This window comes from Candidatus Vondammii sp. HM_W22, assembly GCF_022530855.2.
In the GTDB taxonomy this organism is placed as follows: domain Bacteria; phylum Pseudomonadota; class Gammaproteobacteria; order Chromatiales; family Chromatiaceae; genus Vondammii.
The window spans coordinates 2,292,886-2,314,389 of record NZ_CP099567.1 but is presented as its reverse complement, the minus strand read 5'-3'; the positions used below and the strand labels follow the sequence as shown (position 1 = coordinate 2,314,389).

Here is a 21,504-nt window from a genome sequence, read left to right as displayed (position 1 = left end):
CTGTGAGTATTGGCCCGCTTGGGCTCGGAGAGAAAATGCTTAGAAGAACCAAGATATTAGCCACATTGGGTCCCGCTACCGACGACCCAAGGGTGTTGGATGAGTTAATCAGCGCCGGTGTTGATGTGGTACGTCTCAATCTTTCCCATGGAATCCATGATGAGCATCGGAAGCGTGCTGAAGCGGTACGCGCCCGAGCTCAGGCGAGTGGCCGGCAGATTGGTGTGCTGATGGATCTTCAGGGACCGAAGATCAGAATTGGACACTTTAAAAACGGTCCGATCCTGCTCAAAGAGAATGACGAGTTTGTGCTTGATGCCGAGTGCGGGCTGAATGATGGCGATCAGGAACGAGTTGGTTTGACCTTTCCTGATCTGGTCCAGGATGTTCGGCGAGGCGATACTCTGATATTGGCTGATGGTGCCATTGAACTCTGGGTTAACGATGTCAGTGAAGCCAAAGTCTCTTGCAGGGTGGTGTTTGGCGGTAAATTATCGGACAGCAAGGGGATCAATAAAAAAGGTGGCGGTCTCTCTGCCCCAGCCCTTACTGAAAAAGATAAGGCCGATATCATTTTTGCCGCCAGTATCGACGCGGATTATCTGGCTGTCTCTTTTGTGCAGAGCGCGAACGATGTCTGTGAGGCGCGCCGCTTGCTGAGGGAAGCGGGAGGCAAAGGCGGTATCGTCTCCAAAATTGAACGGGCTGAAGCGCTGGATGCGGTGGATGATATTATCGAGGCATCCGAAGCTATTATGGTTGCCCGCGGCGATCTGGGTGTAGAGATCGGCGATGCTGAGTTGCCTGCGGTTCAGAAGCGATTAATCAAGCGGGCTCGCTCGATGAATAAAGCGGTGATCACGGCGACTCAGATGATGGAGTCGATGATTGAGCATCCGATGCCGACGCGGGCAGAAGTGTTCGATGTCGCCAATGCGGTTCTCGATGGTACCGATGCCGTTATGCTTTCAGCTGAGACAGCCGCTGGAAAATATCCTGCCAAGGCAGTGGAAGCGATGGACCGGGTCTGTCGGGAGGCAGAGAAGCAGACCAAGGTAACGACCTCTCACCACCGCTTGAATTCTGTATTCGGTCGTGTCGATGAGGCTATTGCCATGGCCGCGATGTACACGGCAAACCACCTTGGAGCTGCAGCAATAGCTGCCTTGACCGAGTCCGGTTCAACGCCGATGTGGATGTCTCGTATCAGCTCCGGAATTCCTATCTACGCGTTGACCAACCATATCGCGACACGCAGAAAGGTAACCCTGCTCAGGGGGGTGTACCCTGTCAGTTTCGATGTAACCGGAGCAGAGAGTGTCGGCTGTGACAGTCAGAAGGCGAATGAAGAGATTATTGACGAACTGTTAATGAGAGGCGCGGTTCGCAAGGGTGACCTAGTTGTTATCACGAAAGGGGATCTGAATGGCGTTGAGGGTGGTACCAACGTAATGAAGATTCTGCGTGTAGGCGAGCACCGTTTGCCGGAATAGGTTTGAGCGGACAGTAAGACCTGACCCAACATATTTGAAACTAATTTTATAGAGAAAAGGAGAAAACCATGGCCCTTATTTCCCTGCGTCAATTGCTCGATTATGCAGCAGAAAACAGCTTCTGTATGCCGGCATTCAATGTCAACAATATGGAGCAGGTCCACGCTATCATGCAGGCGGCGGTTGCCACTGACAGCCCGGTTATCATGCAGGGTTCTGCCGGTGCACGCGCTTATGCGGGCGAACCTTTCCTGCGTCACCTGATTCTGGCCGCGATTGAAGCCTACCCACAGATTCCTATCGTTATGCACCAGGACCACGGCTCATCACCAGCGGTCTGCCTGCGTTCAATCCAGTCCGGGTTCTCCTCAGTAATGATGGACGGTTCCCTGGAAGAAGATGCCAAGACCCCTTCCAGCTATGAGTATAATATCAATGTCAGCCGCCGTGTTGTGGAGATGGCTCATGCCGGTGGTGTATCCGTCGAGGGCGAGCTGGGTTGTCTTGGTTCTCTGGAGACCGGTGAAGCCGGTGAAGAGGATGGTGTTGGTGCAGAGGGCAAGCTGGAGATGGATCAGATGCTGACTGATCCTGATGAGGCTGCTGATTTCGTAAACAAGACACAAGTAGATGCATTGGCTATCGCCATCGGTACCTCTCACGGTGCCTACAAGTTTACCAAGGAGCCTACCGGCGAAGTGCTGCGGATCGATCGTATTAAAGAGATCCATCAGCGTCTCCCGAGTACCCATCTGGTGATGCATGGCTCCTCTTCAGTTCCTCAGGATTGGCTGAAAATCATTAATAGCTATGGCGGTGAGATGGGCCAGACTTATGGTGTACCTGTTGAAGAGATTGTAGAAGGCATTAAGCACGGTGTACGTAAGGTCAACATCGATACCGATCTGCGCATGGCCTCTACCGGCTCTGTACGCCGTCATCTCCAGGAGAACCCGTCTAACTTCGATCCACGCAAGTTCCTCAAGGAAGCCACCAATGGCATGATGGAGATCTGCAAGACACGCTTTGAAGCCTTTGGCGCTGCCGGCCACGCTTCCAAGATCAAAGTGATTGGTATTGAAGAGATGCAGGTCCGCTACGCCAGTGGCGAGCTGGATGCAAAAGTCAGCTGATCTTTGAATCCATGCAGTACTTTAGAAGGGGCGCTTCAGGGATTTGCGACTTATTTTACAGACTGGATATTTGTAAAAATTTCTAAGCGTCGCTAGTAATGGAAGCGTCCATCGGCGCGGCGCGGTCGTATGCAAAAAGAGTTATAACTGAAAGTGTTGTTTGAAGGGGATTGAAAAAAAGTGGGGTATCTGGTTGATTTGTTGTTGCGAGACATCAAAACAACCATTGGAGATACGCCACCATGAGTAAGAATAACGTTGTTAAGCTGGCAGGTCGCGATACGATTATCGATCCGCTGACAGAGTTGCTGAGAAGCGGTGCAGAGCAGTTGATCTACCAGGCGGTGGAGGCCGAGCTGCTGGAGTTGTTGGCGGAGCACGTCGAGCGACGGACAGAGGATGGCAAGACGGGTGTGGTGCGTAATGGTCACCTGCCAGCTCGTAAACTGCAGACAGGATTGGGGCCGGTCACGGTCAAGATCCCCAAAATACGAGCGAAGACCGGCGAGCCGGTGACGTTCCGATCAGCTCTGGTGCCGCCGTATGTACGCAAGACGAAGTCACTGGAAGCGGCGCTGCCGTGGCTCTACCTGAAGGGGATTTCCAGTGGAGAGATGGGTGAAGCTCTGAAAGTGCTGGTGGGTTCGGATGCAACAGGCTTGTCGGCCGGCAGGGTATCGCGTCTGAAGCAGGTCTGGGCAGAAGAATATCGGGGCTGGTGCGAAGAGCGTCTGGATAAGCGCCATTGGGTGTATGTGTGGGCAGACGGTGTCTACAGCGGATTGAGAGCAGAGCAGACGAAGCTGTGTGCCCTGGTGGTGATCGGCGTGAATGAGCGTGGTGAGAAGCATTTTCTGGCAATTGAGGATGGTGTACGGGAGTCCACACAGAGCTGGCGGGAGGTGCTGTTAAAACTGAAGTGACGCGGACTAAACCCGCCAAAATTGGCAATCGGAGACGGTGCTATGGGCTTCTGGGCTGCACTGGAGGAAGTGTATCCAGAGACGCGTCAGCAGCGCTGCTGGATGCACAAAACCATGAACGTGCTGAACTGCCTGCCAAGGTCAGCTCAGCCGAAAGCGAAGCAGGCACTGCACAACATCTGGCAGGCGGAGACCCAGGCCGATGCGGAAAAGGCCTTTGATCTGTTTATCAAAACGTATGAGCCAAAGTATCCGAAGGCCGCCATCTGTCTGCACAAAGATCGAGAGGAACTGATGGCTTTCTATCAATTTCCTGCGCAGCATTGGCAGAGCATTCGGACCAGCAATCCGATTGAATCCACCTTCGGGGCAATCCGCCATCGAACCAAGCGTTCCAAGGGCTGCCTATCGCGTGACGGCATGCTATACATGATGTTCAAACTCGGCCTGTGTGCCGAGAAGACGTGGAGACGATTACGGGGTTTCGATTATCTGGCGAAGGTGATAACCGGAATCAAATTTAAAGAGGGTGTTGAGGTAGCAGGAGTTGATCAGGTCGCCGCTTGATTCAACTGGCTAAACACCAGATTTGACTATAACTCATGAAAAAATAAACAGAAGGTTAATCGCACCGAAATAGAAGAGATGCTGCTTGCATCAATCAAAAAGGATCTATTCTGACCGGAAGCCGTCGAGGAGTTTAGAAAAAAGGCTGCTGCTGTACTGAAGGAGATAATGGCTGAATTCGAACCCAATATTCGGAAGGTCAATACCGAGCTGCGGACTATCGAAAAGCAACTTGACAACTTGGTCGCCTCAATAATGGATAATCCTGCACTGGCTAACTCTGAGAAGATTACCTCGATGATTAGTGAGCTGGAAGCAGAAAAGCGGAAGTTCTGATGAAGAACTCAGGGCTCATAGTACTATGGTCCATGATATCGCACCCATGCTGCCACGGGACACTGAGTGGTTTCATGAGATGGTGAATGATTTATCTAAGGCACTCTCAGGCCATATTGAGCCATTCAGAGCCTAGGTCACATTATTTCTGGGAGACGAGATAATTATGACTCCCAGCAGCGATGGGGGCTGGAAGGCAGCCTATAGGGGGGGGCTTCGGCTAGGTGATCCGGAAATTAAAATAAACGACGAAGCCCTTCGGCGCCCCTTTTTTGTGTTGCTGCCTGTCATATCTTTTTTAGGATTGCCGCTATCTGGCTTCTGTTCAGAAGTATTGTTCTTTACTGTATAGAGCACACTATAAGGATTTTGGCGATGTAGATTTTTTCTCCTATGACATAGAATGAATCGATGAGTGTCCAGGTTAGCAAAAAGGAGATTTGATAGTGGAAGCACTGTTCAAGGTTATCTATACTGGAAAATTGCGTACCGGTGCTGACAAGGAGGAGGTTTGTGTTGCCTTCATCAAGCGTTTTGGCGTTTCTGATGAGAAGGCACAGAGACTACTGGACGCCAGCGGTAAGTGCTACTGAAGAAAGAGCTGAACCAGGCCAAGGCAGAAAGTTACAAAGAGGCGTTGGAGGAGCTGGGGATGGTGATCAGGCTGGAACCGACGAATCCTGAACCGGGCCTTTCCGGACTCACTCTGGAGCCGGTGGAGGGTGCCAGAGGCTGAAAGCGAAACCAATGACGAGCCTAAAAAAAGGGCTTGCCAAAAATGCGGCTCGGATCGGCTGTCCGAAGAGAGCTGTCTGGAGTGTGGCATTATTCTCTCAAAATATCTGGCGATGCAGGAACGTCAAGCTAATAACGCTGATCAGCCCTCCCCGCTGCAGGACAATCCTTATGCAGTGCCTCAATCCGATTTAGTGGCCGAAGTGGAAGCGGGAGATTTCGGTGGACCTGTTGGTGTGCCGATAGGGAATGGCTGGGTTTGGCTTTCCAAGGGGTTCTGGCACTTCCGGCAGAATCCTTTGGCCTGGATTATCTCCATGGTTGTTTGGATTGTTCTAGCAATGATGAGTAGTCTGATTCCTTTCATTGGTTTTCTGGCGGTCATTCTCTTTACCCCGGTGGTATTGGCTGGGTTTATTCTTGGAGCTCAGGCGCAGGGCCAGGGAGATGATTTTGAAGTTAGCCATCTCTTTGCAGGATTTTCCAATAACCCAGCCCAGCTGGTGCTGGTAGGTCTCCTCTATCTTATTGGTTTTATATTGATCGGCATTATGATCATGCTGGTGGCAGGAGGTGCTTTTTTCAGCATGATGGGTGGAATGGAGGGAGGGCAAGCGTCGCCAGCCCCTGAGGCCTTGGTTGCAATGCTCGGCAGCAATGCATTTATTTTCGCAATGTTATTGGGTTTTGGCCTCACCATTCCCCTTGTTATGGCTTACTGGTTTGCCCCGGCACTGGTCGCTCTGGAGGGAATGAGTGCTATCAATGCCATGAAGATGAGTTTTGTCGGTTGCTGGAAGAATATGTTGCCATTCTTGCTTTATGGAGTGGTGGCACTGGTATTTCTATTTCTGGCAATACCGGTGGGCTTGGGTCTGCTGGTTATGTTGCCGGTAATGACGGCATCGATCTATGTTTCATTTAGGGATATCTACTACAGATGATCACTTTAATATTAAATCTGAGGGAACAAAAATAGAGGGATGCTAGATACATCGCGCAGTTACGAAACGCCGGAAAGCATAAGGCTGGAGATGCGGATCGCCGGGCCGGTGGTCAGGGCTTGCACCTGGGCAATCGATATGGCCATACGGGCAGGGCTCTATCTGGTCATCTCGCTCGTCTTTGCCTTTTTTGGCGGGTTTGGAATGGCCGTCATTCTTATTGGTCTCTTTCTTGTCGAGTGGTTTTATCCAGTTTTTTTGAGCTGCAATCAGGTGCCACACCCGGGAAGAAGGCGATGGGCATCCTGGTGGTTCATGATGACGGAACCCCGGTATCATGGTCCTCGTCACTGATTCGTAACCTGCTCAGGGCGGCCGATTTCCCCCCCTTCTTGTATGGATTTTGGCTGTTATCCATGTTGGCAAGCCGAGACTTCAAGCGCCTCGGTGATCTGGCTGCCGGGACGTTAATGATCTATCAGGAATCCCAAGGCGAGCGCAGGGAATTACCTGATATTGCTCCTGAGCACCCGCCGGGTAACCTGACCGGTGATGAACAGCGGGCACTATTGGTTTTGCTGAACGCAGTAGTCTGTTGTCAGCAGACCGAAGTGCCGAACTGGCGGGTATTCTTAGCGGAATAACCGGCCAGGAAGGCGAGAGGCTTCATGTTTATGCTAGCTGGTTGGGGCGGGGACGCTAGTGCGCCAGGTTAAATTTGAGCAACTCAACAGTGAGCTTTGGCAGCAGCTTGAGCGGGTACTCGATGATCTGGATCTGTCAAAACGTAAACGGCAGTTGGCCGGGGGTGAGCATGAGCGCCTGCCGGAACTCTATCGGAAGACCTGCAACCATTACGCCCTGGCTCAAAGTCGGCACTATAGTCCGGCGCTGGAGGGGGCCCAGTTGCACAGTCTGGTGTTGCGCGGACACAGCCGTCTGTATCGTAGGCGTGGTGCCGGCCTTTGGCGACTGCTCAGTTTTATCGGCGCTGAATTCCCCAGGACTCTACGGCAGAATGCCCGTTATTTCTGGCTTGCAACGGCCCTGTTTCTGTTACCTGCGATGCTGGTTGATGGCTATTGCTACACCATCCCGAGATGATCTACAGCCTGATGGATGATCAGCAGATAGCCCAAGACGATGTATGATCCGGCGAACCGCAAACTCGGAAGGGCTTCAGAAAGAAGCTCTGAAATCGATTTTGTCATGTTCGGTTTCTACATCTCAAATAATATCGGTGTCGGCTTTCGTACTTTTGCCGGTGGCATATCGTTTGGGCTGGGCAGTGTTCTGTTTCTGCTGTTCAATGGATTAGTGAACGGTGGTAGCAGGGCACCTGACCCGCATCGGTTATCAGGATACTTTCTGGCCTTTTATCAGTGGACACGGTGCATTTGAATTGACCGCTATCGTGACCTGCGGTGCAGCTGGGTTGATACTAGCTCATGGGTTGTTGCTCCTGGTCAGTTGAGTCGGCTGGAGGTGCTAAAAAAAGGGGCCGTGGACGCCCTGATGCTGGTGGCGGCGGCCTTTATCGAAGCCTTCTGGTCATCAAGCGGTGCTGCCATAAGTATCAAATACAGCGTGGCCGGAATGCTGTGGCTGCTGGTTATACTCTATCTTGGCTTTGCCGGAACCGGATTTCGTGGATCTCGATAAAATCACCGTCACTATCCGATCCCGAAGCGCCTAGGAGGGCGTGGATCTGGGTTTCACCATGGTTTCTGCCACTCTGGGTGCTTTGGTTGTCGGTGGTACTGCCACTTTATCTTTTAGCGGTGCTGCTGTTTTCTGACGATCTCTGGCTGGTGATTCTGCTGGTCTGGTGGTTCAAGCCACTCTACGAACCCCTGCTGCTGTTCTGGCTCAGTCTGGCTGTTTGATGAGCCTCCACAAATCCGGACAGTTCTGCGCCAGGGGAAGGGTATTGTCTGGCCACAACTGCTGGCTAATCTCAGTTGGTGTCGTCTAAGCGCAAATCGCTCTTTTTATATGCCGGTGGCCCTGTTGGAGCAGTTGAAGGGTAAAGTGCGTAAACAGCGGATCGAGGTGCTGGGGTCGGGGCCAGTATGCGGGGATCTGGTTGACTCTGGTCGGGTTACATTTCGAAACAGTGCTGGAACTCTCCTTCATGGTGATGCTGCTGCAGCCTGAGGAGCTGCGTTGGATAGACCTGAACGAATTTATCTTTACCCCAGGATGGCTGGAGGAGTGGCTGCAACATATCGGCAATATCCTTGATAGCCCCTTTTTACGTGGCAGGCGGCTTCGCACTCTACCTGACCAGACGGAGTGAGCTGGAGGCCTAGGATACAGAGATTAGCTTCCGTCGTCTGATGGAGCGCAGAAAGATATTTGCCGGTATCACTGCTTTGCACTGCTGTTTAGTCTGCGGTTTCTTTTGCCGGTTCAGGATGTATCGGCTCTGCAAATTGGCCATGAAGAAACGAGAGAGAGTATCAGCGAAATCCTTTCTCATGAGGATTTTGGCAACAAGGAGACGCAGAGCTCCTGGAAATATATTGGTAAAAAGGATGGTGATGCCAATGACAGTTCCAGTGGCTGGGGTTGGTTTTGGGAGCGGCTGTTCGATCCTTTTGGCGGTTCCGGCCAGGGGTTTGCCCTAGTTGCTGAATTTCTGCTCTGGACTTGCGGTGGACTGTTGTCCTACCTGTTGTGCCGGATTTCGACCAATCGGGGATGGTTGCAGTGGCGGCCAGCCAAGGAGAGCTGGGTGCAAAACAGGCCAGTTTCTCTGTTTGGTCTGGATGTTACCCCCCGAAAGCCTCCCCGATGATATTGCCGCGGCTGTGAGAAAACGGCTGGATGAGGGTGACCTCAGGGGCGCGTTAAGTCTGCTGTATCGTGGATCGTTGGTGTAATTTATTCACCAGCACCGGCTGAATATCCCGGATAGTGCGACCGAGGGCGAGTGTCTGCAACTGGTGATAGTGGAACGGCCAAGCGGGGAGAGTGGTCTGTTTCAGTAGTTGACCCGACTGTGGATCGGTCTGGCTTATGGCCATTTGATGCCATCCAGGGAGCAGGTGGAGGAGTTGGGGCCCGGGAGTGGTCACTTTTTTCCAGCCAGGAGGCTGAGAATGAGGGGTAAGACCACGCTTATTATTTTCAGTTTGCTATTGGCTGGGGTGTTCAGTGGTTCCTGGAAAATTTCGAACAGAAAATCTGGTGCGTGAATACCGTGCTGGTGACAGCCTGCGGCAGATCGACTGGAAGGCGACATCGCGCTATCGCAAACTGATCTCCAAAGAGTATCAGGATGAGCGGGACCAACAGGTGGTATTCATGCTGGATTGCGGCCGTCGCATGCGCCATGCAGAGACTGGCCGGATGCACCTAGACGAAGCATTGAATGCGATGTTGCTGCTGGCTCATGCCGCCGCAGAACGGGGCGATGCTGTGGGTTTTCTCCCTTTTGGCGGCTCACGCCGCTGGCTTCCTCCCCGAAAAGGCGGGAATTTGGTGCGGCAGCTGCTGTATCGGACTTATGATCTGGAATCGACGCTCAGTGCCGCGGATTATCTGGTGGCTGCAGGGGAGCTGATGTCGCTGCGACAGCGCCGGGCACTGGTCATTATCATCACCAATACTCGTGATGAGGAGAGCGCCGATCTGATCACGGGAGTTCAGATGCTGAAACGAAAGCACTTGGTGGTGGTGGCCAATCTGCGGGGATGAGTCGCTGGCAGAGCCGGTTCATTATTTTGACGGGGTGCTTAAATTCCATGCCGTCAATGAGTACCTTGATAGCTGACGCCAGAGCTTAGAGGTTTTGAAACACCAGGGCATTATAGCCCTCGACCTCCAGGTGCCTCAGTTGCCCCGAGGCACTGGTCAATAATTACCTGACCATTAAGGCCTCTGGTGCCTTGTAGCGAGCAGATTGGGTTTAATAAAGCGGCAAAGGCGGCGCTTCTAGCGCCGGTATCTGCTGCTCCAGGGTGGCTAGATGCTCCTGCCAGTACTGGGTGGTATTGAACCAGGGGAAGGCGGTTGGGAAGGCCGGGTCACTCCAGCGACGGGCCAGCCAAGCGGCGTAGTGGATCATGCGCAGGGTGCGCAGGGGTTCAATCAGGATCAGCTCTCTGGAATTTAGCTCATAGAAGGTTTCATAGCCTTCTTTGAGGTAGCTCAGTTGTAGTGCCATCTCGTCCCTCTCTCCGGAGAGCAGCATCCACAGATCCTGAATGGCGGGGCCTGTGCGGCAATCATCCAGGTCGACAAAGTGTGGACCTTGTTCAGTCCAGAGAATATTTCCCGGGTGGCAATCGCCGTGAAGGCGGATGGCGCGGTACCCTTTCATGGTGTTGAATGCATCATCAATAAGTTGCATCAATTGGTCGCTGGTTCGGCGATATCCGGATTCGATTTCTGGAGGAAGAATTCCACTTTTCAGTAAATATCGGATTGAATCCCGTCCCATCTCATCCAGGTTAATGGATGCACGGTATTGAAAGGAGTCGCTGGCTCCCAACTGATGAATTCGTCCCATAAACCGGCCAATCCATTCCAGATTATCCGGGTTTTCCAGCTCCGGCCAGCGTCCGCCGCGACGGAGGAAGAGGGTAAAACGGAATCCTTCGAATTGATGCAGGGTTTCTCCATTCTCCCCAATCAAGGGGGCTACAACCGGGATCTCACTCTCTGCCAGGGCCAGGGAAAAACGGTGCTCCTCAAGGATAGCGGGAGTGCTCCAGCGACCGGGGCGGTAGAATTTTGCCACCAGGGGTGGACCGTCATTCATCCCGATCTGATAGACACGATTTTCATAGCTGTTGAGCGTCAGCATGCCGCCGTCGGGCTGGTAGCCTGCCGATTCCAGCGCATTGAGGATGGTGTCCGGCATCAGTCTGCTATAAGGGTGTTGATCGGTTTCAGACATTGAACCCAGCTTGCCGCAGGGCCTTTTCCAACTGCTTTGGGTTGAATCCGTTGAGCGTCTGCTTGCCGATCAGAATCAGCGGTACCCCTCTACCGCCGGCACGTTGAAAATCCGTGAATGCACGCCGGTTGCGCTCTACATCAAATTCGGCAAAGGGTATCTTGCGCTGTTTGGAAAACGCTTTTTCCTGTCTGCAGTAGCTGCACTGCCGGGTGCTGTGGAGGGTGACTTGTTCCTGCTGCTTTTTCATCAAGTGCTTTAGCTAGCGGTTAGCCGGGTTTCCGCTTCCAGGTACTTTTCAGCCGTTTTGCTGATAACCTCTTTCGGCAGCTCAGGTCCCGGTGGGGTTTTATCCCACTCCAGGGTCTCCAGGTAGTCACGGACAAACTGCTTGTCGAAGCTCGGTGGGCTGATGCCGGGGCGATATTGATCGGCCGGCCAGAAGCGTGAGGAGTCAGGGGTGAGTGCCTCGTCGATGAGGTAGAGGTTGCCTTCATCGTCCTGGCCGAATTCGAATTTGGTGTCGGCGATGATGATCCCTTTTTTCAGGGCGAAAGCAGCACTTTCAGTGTAGATTCTCAGGCTGACATCACGGACCTGTTCAGCCAGTTCCCGGCCCAATAGATCGACGGTTTTGTCAAACCTGATGTTTTCGTCGTGTTCACCAATCGCTGCTTTGGTAGACGGTGTATAGATCGCCTCAGGCAGTTTATCCGCCTGCTGCAGCCCCTCTGGCAATGGAATGCCGCAGACATTGCCGCTTTTCTGATAATCTTTCCAGCCAGATCCAATCAGGTAGCCGCGTACAATTGCTTCCACCGGCAGGGGTTTAAGCTTCTGTACCACCATGGCCCGGTCGCCCAATATGGCGCGCTGGGATGCGTCAGGCACCACCTCTTCTAGGTTTTTGCCGGAAATATGATTCGGGATGATTCCCCGGGTGCGTTCGAACCAGAAATTGGCTACCCTGGTCAACACCTCACCTTTCCCGGGAATGGGCTGGGGCAGAATGACATCGAAGGCAGAGAGACGGTCACTAGTGATAATGAGCATGTGATCCTGGTCCACATCATAGATGTCTCGCACCTTGCCGCGGTTGAGCAGCTTCAGGTGTGGAAGGTTGGATTCGAACAGTGCGTCAGATTGGGTCATGGCTGTTAAAACCATTTAGTTAGCGAATGCGAAATTATACCTGTTTGTTACCGGTCTTTATAATCTATGTGCAAATTAACGATCTAGAACCGGTATGAGTGAAGTGGTTGAGCACGAAAAGACCTTTATGATTGCCTTCCGGTGCTGGCTTTACCTCAGCGCTTCGCTGGTACCACCTAGGTAGTTTATGGAAGGTGGTCAGTGGATGAAGGGGCAGCCGGAAGATGACTGGTATGTCTATGCGCTGAGTGAGAAGCTACCGGAGAAGAACGTCAGCGGAGGGCATCTGCACAATTTTCTGGATGAGATCGATAGTCTGCTGCGCAAAGGGCATGATGAGGATTACTACGGCATTGCCTATCCAGATGACCTGGCTGCCCCGGCGTTTATAAAGATCTATGATCCCAATAATCTGGGGATCTCCTGTGAATTACAGTAACAACCTTCCACTGCTTGGCTGGGTCTTGAGCAAACTCAAACCCTATGATGTTTCTGCAAACCAGATTCTGCCGGGCAACCGTAAACGGTGGCGGCTGTTTGGATAGACTCTATGAAATGATAGTAAATCTATTACTGAATACTGTGCTAATACCGTAGTAAAATAGTAGGTATATAGAGGCAAGGGGAAGCGTTCAGATGAGTGGAATGTCCTCGGAGTACAGACTGACCCTGACAAAAGGAACCATGAGTATCCTCGATTCCTGGAAACTGGGAGTGGAGGAGATGCGTATCGTAATGGGTCGCCGGAGACCTTGCGTGCCAGCACCTTCTATAAATGCAGCCATTTGCCGCTTCCTGAAGACGAGAGTATTCAGCGCAGAATCGACTACGTGATACGTATTTCCGGCGCTCTGCACACCACCTACCCCACCAATGAAAGTATGGGATGGCGCTGGCTCCGGCAGAAACACCGTCGATTCGGTCGTGCTCCTCTGTCAGTTATGCTGGATGGTGCTGAAGATGGTCTGGTTGCTGTGTTGGCCGAGCTGGATTGTCCTTTTAGCTAGGATCTGTTGGGTCCCAAGGCTTTCTCGGCTTACGTCTTCCCTCTTCGCTTCAGCCAAATTTTCAGACCCTGCGCGCAAAGACCCATATCCATATTCAGGATGGCATCGATCTCCTCTTCACTGAGGTCGCTGCCGTGCTGTCGCAGACCCTTCAGGTAGTAATCTCTCAACCCCTGCTTAAGTGATTGATGACGGTTTTCCGGATCGGATGCCAGGGCTATTTCCACATAGGCGTCCAGCGCCCGATGCAGTGCTTCCACCAGCGGGGCCGGGTTATTGACACTGCAATAGTGAGTCAGGTAGATATGCAGGGGTTGATAGGTCATCAGCCGGTTCAGGGTCTGATGCCAGGCGTTCGGGTCGAACTGGACCGGTGTGGAGGGGAGAATCATGAACGGGCCGTTTTCTGTATCCAGTTCCCGGTAAGATATCCCGAGGGTATCGCCAGAGAAAAAACCTCTGCTCTGTTCGTCCCAGATCGTAATGTGGTGGCGGGCGTGTCCCGGGGTGTCCAGGCAGAGCAGTTTGCGCCCCGCCAGTTCAACCGTGAAACCATCCTCTGCCTCCAATACCCGCTGTTCCGGTATTGGCACCAGTTCCAGGTAGTCTCTTTTAAACGCCTTTTCTCCATAGACGGCAATGGTTCCGGCTTCAATCTTTGTTGGATCGATCATGTGCCGGGCGCCATAGGGGTGTACAATTAATTGTGCTTTGGGCAACTGTTCCATTAATTGCCCCGCCCCTCCTGCGTGATCGAGATGAACATGGGTAGGGATAACGTATGGTCTGCTGACAGCCCGTAGCGGGCCAGCAGTTCCATGATCAGCGGTACGTTCCGGGCTGTTCCTGTATCTATCAGGGCGGCTTCATCCCCTTCCCGGACCAGGTAGCAGCAGGCAAGACTTGGCCGTTGATAGTAGGTTTCGATGCAGGCGATGCCCTGTTCAAGTTCCTGGTATGCAAGTTTCACAGTGGTTGTTTGCCTGTTGTTGAAGATGAAGAGCGTCTGCTGGAGTGCCTTGAGGGAGGAACTCCTGCCTGTTTGCGGAATTATAGAGTGCCAATGCGTATCGAGAAATCGGTAAATTATCACGAAGAACAAGGTAAGTTCTCAAAAAGTCTGTGCAGGAGAGTGTGGAAATACCACCTCCAAGAGACGTTGAGAATACATCCCTGCCGCCAACACTCTTGGAGGTGACATCTACCTCCTCTTGAATATCAGGATGGTTTAGATGCCTACGAGTTCAGCATTCATTCCAAGAAACCGGGGTATATCCACAATATCTCTTGAGTTGATAAGTTCTGGATCATATTTGAGTATCAGGAGATGTATTTTCTCCTCGTTTGACTGCACTGACTCTATGCCGTCGCGCTGGTAGAATACCTGCTTGAGCTATTTCATATCCTCACTGGATAGTTCCTGGTCTATGTGGAGAGTGATGTCTGCAAGGTCATTGCTCATGGTGATCTCTCTGTTCTGCTCTTTGGTTACCAAAGCATAGTCGATAATCAATTTTGCCATCGACAGATCCATCAGGAATCTACACTCATGCGTATGGTGCCTATTTTTAACAGCAGATTCTCCAAGGGGTAATATGTGAGTGCGCATATCTATAAGAAAGTGGAGTTGGTCGGCTCTTCAACCGAGAGTAGCGATAAGGCGATAGAGAATGCCTTGGCTCGTGCCTCGGCAGCGACCCGTAATATGGATTGGTTCGAGGTGCAAGAGATCCGCGGCCATATCGTTGATGGTAAGGTGGCTCACTGGCAGGTGACCATCAAAGTCGGTTTTCGCCTGGAAGATGCGTAAGAGATTAAACGGTCGGATTAAGCGGTGGCAGATGAGGCTTCAATGAATCATCTATTTTTCGTTTGCCTGCACGATAAGGGGCAGGGCGGAGCTGACTTCTGAACCGGCGTTTCCAGGGTTCGAAATCGAGACTGCCATCGTGGTACAGGGCGGCGTCCAGCTTCTGCATCATTGTCACCAGTGCCTCCTGAGTTACCAGGGAGGGGGATTTGGGACGGGATGCCGAGGTATTTATTGGCGAGAAACCGGATCATGTAGGCCCAGACTTCCGGGCCTGTTTCGTTGCTCACCAGCCGGATGTAGAGCCAGAGTTGGAACGAGCGCGGCAGATTAGCGACAAATAGTTGCCTAAGACGTTGCAGGTGGCGTATCGGGCCCAGCCAAGCCAGAAAGACGGCAGTTTGTCTCAATGAAAGAAGGCGACTACTGCTATCTTCCCTTCCACCACTTGCATGAAGCGTTTTTTGCGCAACTTAGGCGAGAACCCGGAAGCCGACAGTTACACCGAATACCCCGATCAGCGGAATCCACAAGATCAAAGATGAAGCGCCCGAGAACAGATAGGCAACCTGGCTTTTTTCAATGCTCTTCTCTGGCCAGGAGCTGTTTGATCGGGGCGGCGCTGGTTTCAGTGAAGGAAAACATTTAAAAAGTGAAACATGGAGTGGCGCAATGATGAGCGATACCGAGCAACAGTGAGCAGGGAATCAATGAGTTGGGCGCGATTATGCGAAGGTCGCGGCGATTTGTTCCGTAGGCTCATTTTTCCCTGTAGAATTGCGAAAGCGCGTCATCTGTTCACGTACCTTTTAAATATCGTTTAACAGCCGATTACATCCGGCGGCCGGCCCAGACGATGCGACCGATGATCGCCAAGTCTTCACCGGGTGTTTCCAGCGATAGGTTGAACGGCTCATAGATCGGGTTGTCGCTGGTGATCTTCACTTGGCGGCAGGGAAGACGCTGGAGGCGCTTGACCAGGAGGTTGCCGTCCACTAGGATCGCGTCCTTAGAGGAGAGGGTGGGCTCCGCCGATTCGCCATTCCATCAAACTAGTCTGTGGACCCGGGCATAACGGGCCAGTGCGATGGGAGGCTCGGGGTGACGCGCCAAAATCTGCACCAGCGGGCCAGAGTGTCGCCATGGGCGCTTGGGTCACGGGTGGCTTGAATCAGGTCAACGATATAGTTGCTCAGCTTAGTATCAAGAAATATATCAGCGACCTTTTGACGCATGATGAAGAACGCTTTCCGGGAGAGCGGCTTTGTCGGTGGCTTAAGGTCTTCTTTCTACTTCTGGCTCTTCATCCCTGTTTTGGGACCTGCATCAGAAAACGGTCCAGCTGGCTTCCGACAGGTGCTTTCCTGCTCAATCAGGTTTTCTGAGTGGCAAGCACCATGAGAAGGCCGGGTAGCGGATAGGGGCGTTGGCTGACGATGATTTGATGCTCACCCATCGTCCAGCAGGGCTGCCTGTACTTTGGTAGGTGCGCGGTTCGTCTCATCGGTGAGTAGGGTATTGTGGAACAGAGGGCCTTGCCTGAACCCAAATCTCCCTTTTTCGTGACGATGCATATCGGTGTCGATCAGGTCGGACGGCAGCAGATCGGGAGTGAACTGGACTCGGTGAAAATCACCTTCAAGTGCCTCCGCAAGCGTCTTGACTGCGGTGGTTTTTGCGAAGCCTAGCATGCCCTTTGCCAGCAGGTGGCCATTATTTAGCAGGCAGACCAGCATGCTGTCAACCAGTTTCTACTGTCCAATAATACGTGAGGCAATATATTCCCGTACGGGATCGAGATCTGAGGGAGTCATAGACGATACTGCTTTGTTTAACCTGAATTCAATTGAGGTACCTGCCACACGACATCAGGACTAATGCGCCAGAGTGGATGAGCCAGCTTCTTGAAGGCCTTCGCTGATCCTTTGTCCTGTGCTTTTATTTTGACTGTTGCAAGCAGCTGAAGTGTTTCTGAGTATTTCGACTGTTAGGAAATTCTGTTTGCTGCAGACGCAAAAAAAGCCGGTAAATATCGGCTTTTTCGTCTCTTTGAATCCGGTTTTTACCGGGGGAGTATTTCTTGTTATTCGCAGAGGAGTAGTTCCAGTAACGCCTTTTGTGCATGCATGCGATTTTCAGCCTCGTCCCAAACCACACTATCGTCCCGGTCCATGACCGATGCACTCACCTCTTCATCCCGGTGTGCTGGCAGGCAGTGCATAAACAGAGCGTCTTTATCCGCCTGCGCCATAAGTGCGTCGTCAACCTGGTAGCCGGCAAATGCCTTGACGCGTTTTGCCTGTTCCTCCTCCTGGCCCATGCTGGCCCAGACATCGGTTACCACCAAGTCAGCACCTTCGGCGGCTGCCATGGGATCACGAATGATCTGGCAACTGTCGCCGGCAGGTTGAAGAATCTCACTGTCGGGATCATAGCCTTCAGGGCAGGCGATATTCAGGGTAAAACCAAGCTGCCGTGTGGCATTGATATAGGAGTGGGACATATTGTTGCCGTCACCGATCCAGGCCACTTTTTTGCCTGCGATGTCACCCCGATGTTCAAAGTAAGTCTGCATGTCGGCCAGCAGCTGACAGGGGTGGAGCAGGTCGGTAAGCGCATTGATTACCGGCACACTGGAGTGTTTGGCAAACAGTTTCAATTTTTCATGCTCAAAGGTGCGGATCATGATGCAGTCGACCATCCGGGACATGACCCGTGCGCTGTCTTCTATTGGCTCACCCCGGCCCAATTGGGTATCCTTTGACGAGAGGAAGAGCGCATGACCGCCAAGCTGGGTCATGCCGGCCTCGAAGGAGACCCGGGTGCGGGTCGATGATTTTTCAAAAATCATACCCAAGGTGCGGTGCTTGAGGGGCTCATGGTATTCGCCTGCCAGCAGCATCCGTTTTAGCTCAATGGCCCGCCCGATCAGTTGGCGTAACTCTTCTGGCGTCAGATCCAGTAGTGAGAGAAAGTGTCTGGGTGATTGGTTTTCTTTAGTCGTCATTATGTTTTTCTACCGCCGGGCGGTATTCCTGACTCATTTGAGAAAATTCTTGATCAGAGCGAAGAGCATCTTTACCAACTGTTCGGCCTGAGTGTCGCTGAAAATCAGCGGTGGCAGTAGACGGACTGTTTTTTCTGCGGTGACATTGATCAGCAAGCCCTGTTCCAATGCCTGAGTCACCAGTTCTCCGCAGGGGCGGTCAAGCTCGATCCCTATCAGCAGTCCCTGGCCACGGATCTCTTCCACTCCTGCAATGCCGGCAAGGGCGTCGGCGATCTCAGTCAGTAGTTTTTTGCCCAGGCTTTCTGCTCTGGCTGTCAACTGCTCCTGCTCAATTGTTTCAATCACTGCCAGTGCAGCGGCGCAGGCTAGGGGGTTACCACCAAAAGTGGAACCGTGGGTTCCCGGTACCAATACGTCGCTGGCTTTGCTGGCGGTCAGGCAGGCGCCGATAGGCACGCCATTACCAAGGCTTTTGGCTAGAGTCATAACGTCGGGCTGGATACCATTGTGATGGTGAGAGAACATCTGTCCACTACGACCCATGCCGGTCTGAATCTCATCCAGCATCAGCAGCCAGCCATTGTCATCGCAAATGGTCCGCAGTTGGTTGAGGTAATCCTCGGCTGGGATATTGATGCCACCCTCTCCCTGAATCGGCTCGACTAGAACCGCCACAACATTGGATGTGGTTTCGGCAATGGTTTGGATGCTCTCTATATCACCGAAGGGAACCCGGATGAAACCCTGCACAAGGGGTTCAAAACCGGCTTGAACCTTGCGGTTTCCGGTCGCTGAGAGTGTTGCCAGGGTACGGCCGTGAAAGCTTCCGTCCATGACAATGGTTGCAGGTTTATCGACCTTTTTTTGGTATCCATAGAGGCGTGCAATTTTGATCGCCGCTTCGTTCGCCTCAGCACCGGAGTTGGCAAAAAATATCCGGTCCATGCTGGAGAGTGCTGCCAGCTTCTCGCCCAGCTGTTCCTGCAGAGTGATGTTATAGATATTTGATGTGTGGATCAGTTCCCCCGCCTGCCGGCAGATTGCCTCTTTGACAGCGGGGTGTGCATGTCCCAGACCACATACCGCAATGCCAGAGAGGGCATCCAGGTAACGCTTGCCATCACTGTCCCAGAGCCAGGCGCCTTCGCCCCGCTGGAAACTGACCGGCAGCCGCCTGTATGTGGCCATCAATGCATCAGACATCGGTTTATCCTCTGGGCCTTTGCTCTGCCCCGTAAAAAACAAAAGGCAGCCCTATCTGCTTTGGCCACCCTAAAAATATATAAGAAAACCGTTCACTCTATCTATGTTTTTCCTACGTGGCAAGAGAAATATTTTACCTTAACTGCTAGGTATTGCAGTTTTCTTTTATCACCATTACCCTCTCCCCCGGGAGTCGGCCGGATGGTCGCTGCCCCGTGAGGGGTGGAGGAAAGTCCGGGCTCCGATGGACAGGGTGCCAGGTAACGCCTGGGAGGCGAAAGCCTACGGAAAGTGCCGCAGAAAATATACCGCCATCCCGGTGATCTTCGGATTGCCGGGCGGTAAGGGTGAAATGGTGCGGTAAGAGCGCACCGCGCTTGCTGGCAACAGCAGTGGCAGGGTAAACCCCACCCGGAGCAAGACCAAATAGGGGGGCAGGCGGCTTCGGTCGTAGCGTGTGGTCCGCACGGTCCCCGGGTAGGTTGCTAGAGGTGCGCGGCAACGCGCATCCCAGATGAATGACCATTCACGACAGAACCCGGCTTACAGGCCGGCTCCCATCCTTCTTTATTACTTGTTGAAAAACAAGGAAGTGGCCTCTTTACTACGCTTTTGATCACTGGGGGTGAGACAAAAAATGGGACAAATCGCGGGCCAAAGGCATCTGCTGCGGCGAGGCAGCATCTACTATTTTCGTTGGCGTCTTCCTGCTGATCTACGCCCGATCTTGGGTGCGACCGATCTGGAGCGCTCATTATGCACGGCGGATCATCTGCGAGCTGCCGTCAGGGCAGCGCCGCTTGAGTTGGCAGTTGCAGATATACAGCGCGTCAGACAGGCGTATTTCGCATCAGAGCTGGACTCTGATGAGTATGTATCGGCATTAAAACGACACTGGATGCGAGTGTGTTCTATGGCTCGAAGAAAGAGAGAGACATGCAAGACGGGATTAATCACGCACTACTACCCCGACGGTAGCAGGACGGAAATCGAGCGGGATAGTGCCGAAGAGGAAGGTGCCATAGTTCGAAGGCCAGCGGGGATCAACAAGCGAAGAATGTTAACTTCCGCTGCAACGATTAGTTAGACCAGTGTTACGTACGTTCCTTCCAAAACTCTCGCCTTGTCGCTTCCGATGTGCGGGACAGTCTGACGTACCCCATCCCTGTTCCGTTGGTGTACACAGAGCCATTTTGCCGAATACGGATTTGGCTCGGCCAAATTCCTGGATGAGGATGAATAACCTGGGAATGCATGATCGCCTCTTTCGTTTTGTCTCGCTCTTCTGTCGGGATGATTACGTATCGGGTATAACCACCTACCGTACTGCCAATCTGGGCGTAGTGAGCAATATGTCGTACCTTTGGGCGCGCGGACTCAATCTCTGAGTAGTGCTTGATTAGAGCTTCTTCGTGGCTTGCTTCATGCACATAGACATTGGCAGCACATTGAAGAAACTGATGTCGATTGAGTGCGATTACGTCACGATCACTCTTCATCATTACAACCCCTCTTTCTTTGGGGACGCTGTAAACATCGCCGTCATAGCCGAGAAATAAAAGCTTCGGGGTGAGGGGGAGTAGCGCTAGCATTCCTGCTGACCCTATACCAAAGGAGTGCCCAGGAGCTCTGTCTTTGCCAAGTCGCCACTTGTTCGTTAATACCGCAGGGTTGTCAGATGTTATGAATGGGACTTTGGTCTTATTCTTGATGATGCAGAACTTGAGATCGTCAATCTCATGCATTGATTCTGCAAATGTCATGCATGCCATTTGCACGGCTTCCTTGATTCCGAAGGTAAATTTTCCAGGCGGAAGATCTGTAAGAGTTCTGATTGTTTCAACCATTTGGACGGTGCGCATGGCAGCAGTTTCTGTCCGAAGATGTTGAAATAGCCAGAATGTCTTGAATACTATTTTATTGCTCTCGGTGAGGGTGCGGTTGTTCTGGATGAGATCACGCAGGGCCTGACTGTAACCTGACTCAATCAGTTGAATAGCTTTTTCAAGCCGCTCATTCTTGCCGTAGAAATAATCCTTGGAGCACTGATTCTTAACCGGCGCATTCTGGATTAATTTCTTGCAATCTTAAGGTTGAATAGGTTGATAGCTGCATCTTCAGATCCCAATGTGAACGGTCGCAAGTGGCATCGCGGAACAAAGTGTTGGTTCTTATTGGTTGCCATTCTGCTGAGCGTTTTTTCTGATGGTTCTAACAGATGATTATATTGCCGACACCCATTTTCGTGTTATGCCGTCAGCGCTAAAATCGTGAGATACCGCTTC

29 protein-coding genes, 1 other RNA gene and 3 pseudogenes are annotated in these 21,504 nt (G+C 52.3%); 20 read left to right on the top strand and 13 right to left on the bottom strand.

Translation table 11 applies throughout. The features are described from left to right. The first annotated feature begins 35 nt into the window (after nt 1–35). The 14 genes and pseudogenes from pyk to MN084_RS12725 all read left to right on the top strand — a co-directional run bounded on the left by pyk (nt 36) and on the right by MN084_RS12725 (nt 8,931). Entirely contained in the window at nt 36–1,493 is a 1,458-nt protein-coding gene (gene pyk / locus MN084_RS12795) for a pyruvate kinase (protein WP_241086124.1), read from the top strand. A gap of 68 nt (nt 1,494–1,561) precedes the next feature. Beyond that, nucleotides 1,562–2,626, top strand: a complete 1,065-nt coding sequence (gene fba / locus MN084_RS12790; RefSeq protein ID WP_241086125.1) for a class II fructose-bisphosphate aldolase — start codon at nt 1,562–1,564, stop codon at nt 2,624–2,626. Between the two features lie 242 nt (nt 2,627–2,868). Continuing rightward, nucleotides 2,869–4,116 (top strand): annotated as a pseudogene (locus MN084_RS12785) (IS256 family transposase). A 168-nt stretch (nt 4,117–4,284) separates the two neighbouring features. Beyond that, nucleotides 4,285–4,452, top strand: coding sequence for a hypothetical protein (locus MN084_RS12780; protein ID WP_241086126.1), 168 nt, complete (start codon nt 4,285–4,287; stop codon nt 4,450–4,452). Nucleotides 4,453–4,898: 446 nt separating this feature from the next. Continuing rightward, nucleotides 4,899–5,045: a hypothetical protein gene (locus MN084_RS12775; protein ID WP_241086127.1), complete on the top strand. Its 147-nt coding sequence runs from the start codon at nt 4,899–4,901 to the stop codon at nt 5,043–5,045. Beyond that, nucleotides 5,036–5,188 (top strand): hypothetical protein, encoded by a 153-nt coding sequence (locus MN084_RS12770; RefSeq protein ID WP_241086128.1) that lies wholly within the window; start codon nt 5,036–5,038, stop codon nt 5,186–5,188. Before MN084_RS12775 ends, MN084_RS12770 begins: the two co-directional genes overlap by 10 nt. After that, nucleotides 5,175–6,131, top strand: a complete 957-nt coding sequence (locus MN084_RS12765) for a BPSS1780 family membrane protein (protein ID WP_241086129.1) — start codon at nt 5,175–5,177, stop codon at nt 6,129–6,131. The genes MN084_RS12770 and MN084_RS12765 overlap by 14 nt, the downstream gene beginning before the upstream one ends. A 296-nt stretch (nt 6,132–6,427) precedes the next feature. Next, complete coding sequence (locus MN084_RS12760) at nt 6,428–6,775, top strand: RDD family protein (RefSeq protein ID WP_445083830.1); 348 nt, start codon at nt 6,428–6,430, stop codon at nt 6,773–6,775. 58 nt (nt 6,776–6,833) lie between these two features. Next, nucleotides 6,834–7,235: a hypothetical protein gene (locus MN084_RS12755; protein WP_241086130.1), complete on the top strand. Its 402-nt coding sequence runs from the start codon at nt 6,834–6,836 to the stop codon at nt 7,233–7,235. A gap of 39 nt (nt 7,236–7,274) precedes the next feature. Continuing rightward, nucleotides 7,275–7,605: pseudogene (locus MN084_RS12750) on the top strand (stage II sporulation protein M). An 11-nt stretch (nt 7,606–7,616) separates the two neighbouring features. Then, nucleotides 7,617–7,793: a hypothetical protein gene (locus tag MN084_RS12740; protein ID WP_241086132.1), complete on the top strand. Its 177-nt coding sequence runs from the start codon at nt 7,617–7,619 to the stop codon at nt 7,791–7,793. 86 nt (nt 7,794–7,879) lie between these two features. Then, nucleotides 7,880–8,017, top strand: a complete 138-nt coding sequence (locus tag MN084_RS12735) for a hypothetical protein (protein ID WP_241086133.1) — start codon at nt 7,880–7,882, stop codon at nt 8,015–8,017. A gap of 200 nt (nt 8,018–8,217) precedes the next feature. Next, nucleotides 8,218–8,430 (top strand): hypothetical protein, encoded by a 213-nt coding sequence (locus MN084_RS12730; RefSeq protein WP_241086134.1) that lies wholly within the window; start codon nt 8,218–8,220, stop codon nt 8,428–8,430. 105 nt (nt 8,431–8,535) lie between these two features. Beyond that, on the top strand, nt 8,536–8,931 hold the full coding sequence (locus tag MN084_RS12725; protein WP_241086135.1) for a hypothetical protein: 396 nt from the start codon (nt 8,536–8,538) through the stop codon (nt 8,929–8,931). Between the two features lie 52 nt (nt 8,932–8,983). Here the strand turns inward: MN084_RS12725 and MN084_RS12720 are convergent, their stop codons facing one another. Next, nucleotides 8,984–9,160, bottom strand: a complete 177-nt coding sequence (locus MN084_RS12720; RefSeq protein ID WP_241086136.1) for a hypothetical protein — start codon at nt 9,158–9,160, stop codon at nt 8,984–8,986. Between the two features lie 130 nt (nt 9,161–9,290). Here MN084_RS12720 and MN084_RS12715 point away from each other — a divergent pair, with 130 nt between their 5' ends. Further along, nucleotides 9,291–9,833 carry a DUF58 domain-containing protein gene (locus MN084_RS12715; protein ID WP_241086137.1) on the top strand — a complete coding sequence of 181 codons (543 nt, stop codon included), beginning with the start codon at nt 9,291–9,293 and terminating at the stop codon, nt 9,831–9,833. Between the two features lie 211 nt (nt 9,834–10,044). Here the strand turns inward: MN084_RS12715 and MN084_RS12710 are convergent, their stop codons facing one another. From MN084_RS12710 to MN084_RS12700, 3 genes are read right to left on the bottom strand one after another with little or no spacing between them, the layout of a single operon-like run. Beyond that, complete coding sequence (locus tag MN084_RS12710) at nt 10,045–11,037, bottom strand: serine/threonine protein kinase (protein WP_241086138.1); 993 nt, start codon at nt 11,035–11,037, stop codon at nt 10,045–10,047. Continuing rightward, a complete protein-coding gene (locus MN084_RS12705; RefSeq protein ID WP_241086139.1) occupies nt 11,030–11,287 on the bottom strand; it encodes a glutaredoxin family protein in 258 nt (85 codons plus the stop codon). Before MN084_RS12705 ends, MN084_RS12710 begins: the two co-directional genes overlap by 8 nt. An 8-nt stretch (nt 11,288–11,295) precedes the next feature. Beyond that, nucleotides 11,296–12,189: a phosphoribosylaminoimidazolesuccinocarboxamide synthase gene (locus tag MN084_RS12700; protein WP_241086140.1), complete on the bottom strand. Its 894-nt coding sequence runs from the start codon at nt 12,187–12,189 to the stop codon at nt 11,296–11,298. A gap of 205 nt (nt 12,190–12,394) precedes the next feature. On the opposite strand from MN084_RS12700, the gene MN084_RS12695 reads away from it, so the two are divergent. Both MN084_RS12695 and MN084_RS12690 read left to right on the top strand, forming a co-directional pair. Then, complete coding sequence (locus tag MN084_RS12695) at nt 12,395–12,628, top strand: hypothetical protein (protein ID WP_241086141.1); 234 nt, start codon at nt 12,395–12,397, stop codon at nt 12,626–12,628. Between the two features lie 313 nt (nt 12,629–12,941). Beyond that, nucleotides 12,942–13,196 (top strand): antitoxin Xre/MbcA/ParS toxin-binding domain-containing protein, encoded by a 255-nt coding sequence (locus MN084_RS12690; protein ID WP_241086142.1) that lies wholly within the window; start codon nt 12,942–12,944, stop codon nt 13,194–13,196. A 29-nt stretch (nt 13,197–13,225) separates the two neighbouring features. Here the strand turns inward: MN084_RS12690 and MN084_RS12685 are convergent, their stop codons facing one another. From MN084_RS12685 to MN084_RS12675, 3 genes are all read right to left on the bottom strand, one after another. Further along, a complete protein-coding gene (locus MN084_RS12685; protein ID WP_320416395.1) occupies nt 13,226–13,924 on the bottom strand; it encodes an MBL fold metallo-hydrolase in 699 nt (232 codons plus the stop codon). Then, nucleotides 13,924–14,298 carry a hypothetical protein gene (locus MN084_RS12680; protein ID WP_330178083.1) on the bottom strand — a complete coding sequence of 125 codons (375 nt, stop codon included), beginning with the start codon at nt 14,296–14,298 and terminating at the stop codon, nt 13,924–13,926. Before MN084_RS12680 ends, MN084_RS12685 begins: the two co-directional genes overlap by 1 nt. A gap of 291 nt (nt 14,299–14,589) precedes the next feature. Next, complete coding sequence (locus tag MN084_RS12675) at nt 14,590–14,718, bottom strand: hypothetical protein (RefSeq protein WP_277400283.1); 129 nt, start codon at nt 14,716–14,718, stop codon at nt 14,590–14,592. A 75-nt stretch (nt 14,719–14,793) separates the two neighbouring features. On the opposite strand from MN084_RS12675, the gene MN084_RS12670 reads away from it, so the two are divergent. Then, entirely contained in the window at nt 14,794–15,006 is a 213-nt protein-coding gene (locus tag MN084_RS12670) for a dodecin (protein WP_241086143.1), read from the top strand. 4 nt (nt 15,007–15,010) lie between these two features. Here the strand turns inward: MN084_RS12670 and MN084_RS12665 are convergent, their stop codons facing one another. The 5 genes and pseudogenes from MN084_RS12665 to MN084_RS12645 form a co-directional block, all read right to left on the bottom strand. Next, nucleotides 15,011–15,178, bottom strand: coding sequence for a hypothetical protein (locus MN084_RS12665; protein WP_241086144.1), 168 nt, complete (start codon nt 15,176–15,178; stop codon nt 15,011–15,013). Between the two features lie 659 nt (nt 15,179–15,837). Continuing rightward, nucleotides 15,838–16,002 carry a S24 family peptidase gene (locus tag MN084_RS12660; RefSeq protein ID WP_241086145.1) on the bottom strand — a complete coding sequence of 55 codons (165 nt, stop codon included), beginning with the start codon at nt 16,000–16,002 and terminating at the stop codon, nt 15,838–15,840. Nucleotides 16,003–16,071: 69 nt separating this feature from the next. Next, a pseudogene (locus MN084_RS19805) lies at nt 16,072–16,820 on the bottom strand (AAA family ATPase); the annotation flags it as partial. 269 nt (nt 16,821–17,089) lie between these two features. Beyond that, on the bottom strand, nt 17,090–18,013 hold the full coding sequence (argF, locus tag MN084_RS12650) for an ornithine carbamoyltransferase (protein ID WP_241086147.1): 924 nt from the start codon (nt 18,011–18,013) through the stop codon (nt 17,090–17,092). Between the two features lie 33 nt (nt 18,014–18,046). After that, entirely contained in the window at nt 18,047–19,219 is a 1,173-nt protein-coding gene (locus MN084_RS12645) for an aspartate aminotransferase family protein (protein WP_241086148.1), read from the bottom strand. Between the two features lie 189 nt (nt 19,220–19,408). Here MN084_RS12645 and rnpB point away from each other — a divergent pair. Together rnpB and MN084_RS12635 are read left to right on the top strand one after the other, a co-directional pair. Continuing rightward, nucleotides 19,409–19,781, top strand: an RNA gene (gene rnpB, locus MN084_RS12640) — RNase P RNA component class A. 75 nt (nt 19,782–19,856) lie between these two features. After that, nucleotides 19,857–20,306 (top strand): DUF6538 domain-containing protein, encoded by a 450-nt coding sequence (locus tag MN084_RS12635; protein WP_241086149.1) that lies wholly within the window; start codon nt 19,857–19,859, stop codon nt 20,304–20,306. A 7-nt stretch (nt 20,307–20,313) separates the two neighbouring features. Here MN084_RS12635 and MN084_RS12630 read toward each other — a convergent pair whose 3' ends face one another. Beyond that, nucleotides 20,314–21,291: a DUF4238 domain-containing protein gene (locus MN084_RS12630; protein WP_241086563.1), complete on the bottom strand. Its 978-nt coding sequence runs from the start codon at nt 21,289–21,291 to the stop codon at nt 20,314–20,316. Between the last annotated feature and the right edge of the window lie 213 nt (nt 21,292–21,504).

Excerpts from the sequence above, each read along its gene's own strand:
- pyk (WP_241086124.1), top strand. The coding sequence starts at position 36 with ATGCTTAGAAGAACCAAGATATTAGCCACATTGGGTCCCGCTACCGAC.
- fba (WP_241086125.1), top strand. The coding sequence starts at position 1,562 with ATGGCCCTTATTTCCCTGCGTCAATTGCTCGATTATGCAGCAGAAAAC.
- MN084_RS12780 (WP_241086126.1), top strand. The coding sequence starts at position 4,285 with ATGGCTGAATTCGAACCCAATATTCGGAAGGTCAATACCGAGCTGCGG.
- MN084_RS12760 (WP_445083830.1), top strand. The coding sequence starts at position 6,428 with ATGGGCATCCTGGTGGTTCATGATGACGGAACCCCGGTATCATGGTCC.
- MN084_RS12720 (WP_241086136.1), bottom strand. The coding sequence starts at position 9,160 with ATGGCCATAAGCCAGACCGATCCACAGTCGGGTCAACTACTGAAACAG.
- MN084_RS12710 (WP_241086138.1), bottom strand. The coding sequence starts at position 11,037 with ATGTCTGAAACCGATCAACACCCTTATAGCAGACTGATGCCGGACACC.
- MN084_RS12705 (WP_241086139.1), bottom strand. The coding sequence starts at position 11,287 with ATGAAAAAGCAGCAGGAACAAGTCACCCTCCACAGCACCCGGCAGTGC.
- MN084_RS12700 (WP_241086140.1), bottom strand. The coding sequence starts at position 12,189 with ATGACCCAATCTGACGCACTGTTCGAATCCAACCTTCCACACCTGAAG.
- MN084_RS12695 (WP_241086141.1), top strand. The coding sequence starts at position 12,395 with ATGAAGGGGCAGCCGGAAGATGACTGGTATGTCTATGCGCTGAGTGAG.
- MN084_RS12685 (WP_320416395.1), bottom strand. The coding sequence starts at position 13,924 with ATGGAACAGTTGCCCAAAGCACAATTAATTGTACACCCCTATGGCGCC.
- MN084_RS12675 (WP_277400283.1), bottom strand. The coding sequence starts at position 14,718 with ATGGCAAAATTGATTATCGACTATGCTTTGGTAACCAAAGAGCAGAAC.
- MN084_RS12665 (WP_241086144.1), bottom strand. The coding sequence starts at position 15,178 with ATGATGCAGAAGCTGGACGCCGCCCTGTACCACGATGGCAGTCTCGAT.
- argF (WP_241086147.1), bottom strand. The coding sequence starts at position 18,013 with ATGACGACTAAAGAAAACCAATCACCCAGACACTTTCTCTCACTACTG.
- MN084_RS12645 (WP_241086148.1), bottom strand. The coding sequence starts at position 19,219 with ATGTCTGATGCATTGATGGCCACATACAGGCGGCTGCCGGTCAGTTTC.
- MN084_RS12635 (WP_241086149.1), top strand. The coding sequence starts at position 19,857 with ATGGGACAAATCGCGGGCCAAAGGCATCTGCTGCGGCGAGGCAGCATC.